The organism is Aquiflexum sp. (assembly GCF_041751335.1).
GTDB lineage: Bacteria > Bacteroidota > Bacteroidia > Cytophagales > Cyclobacteriaceae > Aquiflexum.
This window is the reverse complement of record NZ_JBGSXS010000027.1, coordinates 1-5766: the sequence shown is the minus strand read 5'-3', so window position 1 is coordinate 5766 and position 5766 is coordinate 1. Positions and strand designations below refer to the sequence as shown.

Annotated in this window: 3 protein-coding genes; all 3 read left to right on the top strand. The window is 39.1% G+C overall.

From position 1 onward, the window contains the following. The first annotated feature begins 482 nt into the window (after positions 1-482). Positions 483-3446, top strand: a complete 2964-nt coding sequence (locus ACEW8U_RS01420) for a SusC/RagA family TonB-linked outer membrane protein (RefSeq protein WP_373520250.1) — start codon at positions 483-485, stop codon at positions 3444-3446. 20 nt (positions 3447-3466) lie between these two features. After that, positions 3467-5080 (top strand): RagB/SusD family nutrient uptake outer membrane protein, encoded by a 1614-nt coding sequence (locus tag ACEW8U_RS01415; RefSeq protein ID WP_373520249.1) that lies wholly within the window; start codon positions 3467-3469, stop codon positions 5078-5080. A gap of 108 nt (positions 5081-5188) precedes the next feature. Beyond that, a partial coding sequence (locus ACEW8U_RS01410) for a hypothetical protein (protein ID WP_373520248.1) occupies positions 5189-5766 on the top strand: 578 nt, incomplete at its 3' end.

Below are 5766 nucleotides of genomic sequence, written 5' to 3'. Positions count from 1 at the left end.
CATTCCATTCCTATTAAGTAAAAGAGGATATAGTTCCAAGGATATAGAGGGAGTGATGTTCGGAAATTTGATAAGATTTTTAAGGCAAGCTTGGTCCTAAAAAGGATTGTTGTGATCAGATTTGAATGAGATTCAATATAGCTTCTAGACCCATTATTCAATTATTTAAATTTGATATTTGAATAATTTAAAATTAATAATTTTTAACAAATATTGTCAAACTTGATTTGGTTTGATGTGTAGATGAATTTTAGTAAATCAAAATTTTATTTGTCTGCAATCGATAAACTAAAGGATGAACTTAAATTTTTTGAGATTAATTCAAAATAAAACTTCATTTGGCTACCTAATTAAAAAAAAACTCAATATCTTTTCCTGATTAATTGTCTTAGTGACAAGAAAAGATCTGAATAGGTCGACTTCTTTCAAACGAAAGAGAATTGATAAGTTAAAACAAACCCATCAATTAAACCCATTAACCAATGAAAAAACAATTTACAAGGTATTGCCTGTTGTTGTTTCTCTTGGGGTGTACGGTAATCAATTTTGCCTACGCCCAGCAGGGACAAATAACAGGAAAAGTGGCTGAGTCCGATTCCGGAGAAGGAATACCAGGAGTCAGCGTTTTAGTAAAAGGTACCACTAGAGGTGCCATTTCAGATTTGGACGGAAACTACACCATCTCAGCAGGTCCCAGTGACGTCTTGGTATTTTCTTTTATAGGATTTACGACCATTGAAGAGGCGGTAGGCAACAGGTCCATTATTAATGTAGGCATGTCAGCTTCTGTTCAAGCTCTCAACGAAGTCATCGTCGTAGGGTATGGAACCCAGGAAAGAAAAGAAATTACCAGTGCCGTAACAAGTGTGAAGGCTGAAAATTTCAACCAAGGTACTGTAAATGACCCACGCCAATTACTTCAAGGAAAAGTAGCCGGCCTTAATATCGCCAGACCAGGGGGAAACCCAAATGGAGGTTTCAATATGCGTTTAAGGGGGATTTCTACTATTGGTGCAAATGCTGAACCTTTGGTTGTCATTGATGGTGTTATCGGTGGTTCTTTATCAACTGTTGACCCCAATGATATTGAATCTATTGACGTATTGAAGGATGGATCTGCTGCAGCAATCTATGGTACAAGGGGTTCTTCAGGTGTTATTTTGATAACCACCAAAACTGGTAAAACCGGTAGGACTGTTGTAGAGTACAATGGTAGCGGTGCTGTGGAAAATGTTGCTAGGACTATTTCAGTAATGACTGCTGATGAATACCGTCAAGTCCCCGGAATGGTTGATTTAGGAGGTAATACCAATTGGTTTGATGAAGTTACCAATACAGCATTTACCAATGTTCATAACCTATCTCTTGGAGGAGGTTCTGCCACTACTTCCTACAGGGTATCTATCAACTCTAGAAATGCAGAAGGTGTAGGTATAAATTCAGGATTCAACCAATTGAATGCAAGACTTAACCTGACGCAAAAAGCTTTGAAAGATAAAGCAATATTTAATATCAATATCTCAAATACCTCAATTGATAGAAGATACGGCAACGATAATTCTTTCAGATATGCCATTATAAGTAACCCTACAGTTCCTGTATTAGATCCAAATCCACAGAGTCCTGATTTCGGGGGCTATTATGAGAGAGATATTTTTGATTGGTTCAACCCGGTTTCCATTGCAGAGCAAAATATTGCAGATGGTCGAGACAGTAGATTATTGGCCAGTATCCGTGGAGAGTATAACTTTACCAGCAAATTTAGGGCAGCAGTATTTTATGCTACCCAGAGGGAAACCGATTTTAGAGGCAACTACTCTCCAAAAACAGCCAAATTTGGTGGCGGATTTGGTAGAAATGGACTGGCCCGAGTCCAAAATCATGAAAGGTTGAATGATTTGTTTGAAACTACCTTAAACTATGATACCAATGTAGGAAGAGTGGGCATGGCATTATTGGGAGGATATTCATTCCAGGAATTTTTCAATCAGGGAAATTCTATGGAGGCAGGTGACTTTTTGACTGATGTATTTACCTACAATAACATAGGTGCAGGCTTGGATTTGGCAAATGGTTTGGCTGATGTTTTTAGCTATGCAAATCAAAACAGATTAGTAGCATTCTTTGGAAGAGCAAATTTTAACTGGGAAGATACCTACTTGTTGTCTATCAGTGCAAGGTATGAGGGTTCTTCTAGATTCGGTGCCAACAACAAATGGGGGCTTTTTCCTGCTGTGAGTGCCGGTGTGAACATTGCCAATCTCGTTGACATCCCAACAGTAAGTGCGATGAAAGTGAGGGCAAGTTATGGTAGAACCGGAACACAGCCTGGCCAATCATATCTTTCTTTGTTGAGATTTGGCCGTCAAGGTAACTTCTTCTACAATGGTAATTTCGTTCCTTCATTCGGTCCTGTATCTAACCCTAATCCTGATCTGGCTTGGGAAACCAAAGATGAGTACAACTTCGGAATAGACTTTGTAATCCTGAACAACAAAATGGATGGCGCCATCGATTATTACACCAGAGTAACTACTGGAATGCTTCTTCCCATTAACGTTCCTGTTCCACCAAATCTTTTTCCACAAACAGTTTTGAATATAGGAGAAATGGTGAACTCAGGTATTGAATTTATGGTCAATTACCAAGCTGTTCAGAAAGGGCAATTCCGTTGGACTACTGGATTCAATTTCTCCACCTTGAGAACAAATCTGCGCAGCTTATCTGCAGGTGATCTTTCGTTTGGTGAAGTTAATTACCGTTCTAATTTTGGTTCTCCAGGGCAAAACTTGACTCAACTGATCAGAGTTCAGGAAAATGGTCCCTTAGGTCAGATATGGGGTCCAATATTTGACGGTGTCAATGAGAATGGTAGCCCAAGATTAAAGGTCATCGATGGTACCGCTGTTGATGCTAACGGTAATCCCGTGTACTGTAATTGTAACGATGACAGGGCCCAATTAGGAACGGCATATCCAAAATTTAATTTTGGGTTCAACAATACCTTTAATTATAAGAACTGGGATTTGAATTTCTTCTTTAGAGGTTCTATTGGTCACTACCTGATCAACAGTTACAGAGGTTTCTATGAGAACACAGAAAGTACTACGGTTCAAAATTATAATATTGTGAATACCAAATATTATGATCCGTCCGTTAAGGTAGCTCAATATAATAGCAGTCACGTAGAAAAAGCGGATTTTGTGGTTTTGGACAACGCTACCTTAGGTTATAATTTTAATTTAGGTCAAGGTAGAAATGTTTCCAGATTGAGAGCATTCTTATCTGTACAGAATCCTATGATGTTTACAGGATATACTGGTGTTGATCCAGAAGTCAGGTACGTTGATACCGAAAACGGTGACCCATTGGCGCCTGGAATCGAGCGTAGAGCAACTTATTTTACAACTACAATCACCACACTTGGATTTAACATCAGTTTCTAAGCTAAAACAATAAAGATCATATGAAAAATAAACTAAACATACGATACTTCCTGATTGGCCTGGGAATGTGTTTCTTCGCTTCATCTTGTGTTGATTTGGAGGAACAAGTATACAGTGACGTAACAGCAGACAATTTCTTTCAAACTGAAGAGGAGTTTATCTCTGCCTTAGGAGCAGCATACAGGTCATTGGGTGGATTGGGAAATCATTCGGGCCTTTGGTCCATCAATGAAATCGCTTCTGATGAAATAGTCATCTCCCATAAAGGTGGGGACTGGTTTGACGGGGGTGTATTATTGCAATTGCACCAACATGACTTTCTACCTGATAATCCCTTTTTCCAAAATTCTTGGAATTTCCTCTTCGGAGGGATCAATACCTGTAACAGGTTGATTTTCTCCTTTGAAACTTTGGATAATCCAAATTCACCTGCTTTTATAGCAGAATTAAGGGCATTGAGGGCATTGTATTATTATTGGGCAATGGATGCTTTTGGAAATGTACCTCTTGTGACGGATTTTACTGATTTAGAGTCACCTTCAACAAGACCAAGACAAGAAATTTATAATTTCATTCTCTCAGAATTGAATGAGATCATTCCTTTATTGCCCACAGCTAAAAGTGGAGCTACTTATGGAAGGATGACAAGATGGTCGGCTTTGATGATCAGAATGAAGATGTATCTTAATGCTGAAGTTTACACCGGAACAGCACAGTGGGCTTTGGCTGCTGCAGATGCGGAAGAAATTATCAATAGTGGGCCATATAGTTTAATGCCATCATATAAAGATAATTTTGCTATTAATAATGCAGGATCTACTGAAAACATTTTTGTCTATCCTTATGACAAGGTGTTTGCAGGGGGCTTCAACTGGGTAATGATGACCCTGCACATTGCCAGTCAGGCGACCTTTAACTTAACACAGCAACCTTGGAACGGATATCAGACGGTAGAGGAGTTTTATAATTCCTATGTTGATCCTGTGAAAAACCCAGGAGTTCAAGGACCAGTTTGGAAAGGTCTTGCACTGGAGCTGTCTCAAGGCACTAGAGATGGCAGGTTAAGTAATTTCTTGGTCGGACCTCAATTCAGATCTGATGGTTCGAGATTGGTTGATCCAGGGGTAGAAGGCAATGACCCGGATGGTCCACCACTTACTTTCATGCCCTTCTTAAATGAAATTTCCCCTGGAGGTTTGAGACAGGCAGGTGCGAGAATTGCCAAATATGAATTTGAAAGAGGCGGTACAAATAATATGAGCAATGACTTTGTGGTCTTCAGATTGTCTGATGCTATCCTTTCCTTGGCAGAAGCAAAATACAGACTTGGACAAACTGCTGAAGCCCTTGCGTTGGTAAATCAGATCAGGGAAAGGGCAGGTAATCTTGATCCTTATACTACACTCACCGAACAAAATCTATTTGACGAAAGAGGAAGAGAAATGTATGTGGAAATGACCAGAAGACAGGATCTGATCAGATTCAAGAAGTATGGACAAGCTTGGTGGCCATTCCAGGGAATGAACCGTCCAAAGAGGGTCCATGCTCCGGGAAGCCATTGGGAGTTGTTCCCTATTCCTGAACCACAGTTGTTGGCCAATCCTAATTTGAGTCAAAACCCAGGTTATAATTAAAAATTAAATCAACAGTATATAGGGCAAGCTGAAATGTTTTATTTCAGCTTGCTTTTTTTTACAGACCTCAATACCCAAAGAAAATTTATAGGATCGATTGAAGTATTTATGAAAATTCATTTACTTGAACTCCATTCTAAAAACGCCCGGATCAAAATGTATTTGAATTTTAAAAAATTGCTCCATTCTTCATATAAACTGCTTAAGACGAATATCGTGATAGTTATGATTATTGGATGGATGATCAGTATTCAGTCTTGTGATTCCTCTTCATTCAGGTTTTGGGAAGACAAAATCAGCCAAACAGACAGTTTGTTTTTAGGGATTCATTTGGGTATGGCCCAAAAGGATTTCTTTGACCATTGTACCGAGCTCAATAAACAGCAGATTATTACCCAGGGACCTGGGGGCAATACCAATGTGGAACATCGAATAAAGAACGTGTTTGATAATGAAGTCAGCATGCGCTTTTTTCCGACTTTTATTGACCATAAAGTGTATGAAATGCCTGTCACCTACTCGTATGTTGCTTGGGCACCATGGAATAAACAATACTGGGCGGATAGCCTTCTGGAAAAAGTATTGATGAAATATAAGGATTGGTACGGTGATGATTTTAAACTGCTCAATCATCCCACACAGGGAAAAGTATATTATAAAATAGACGGAAAAAGAAGGATTAACCT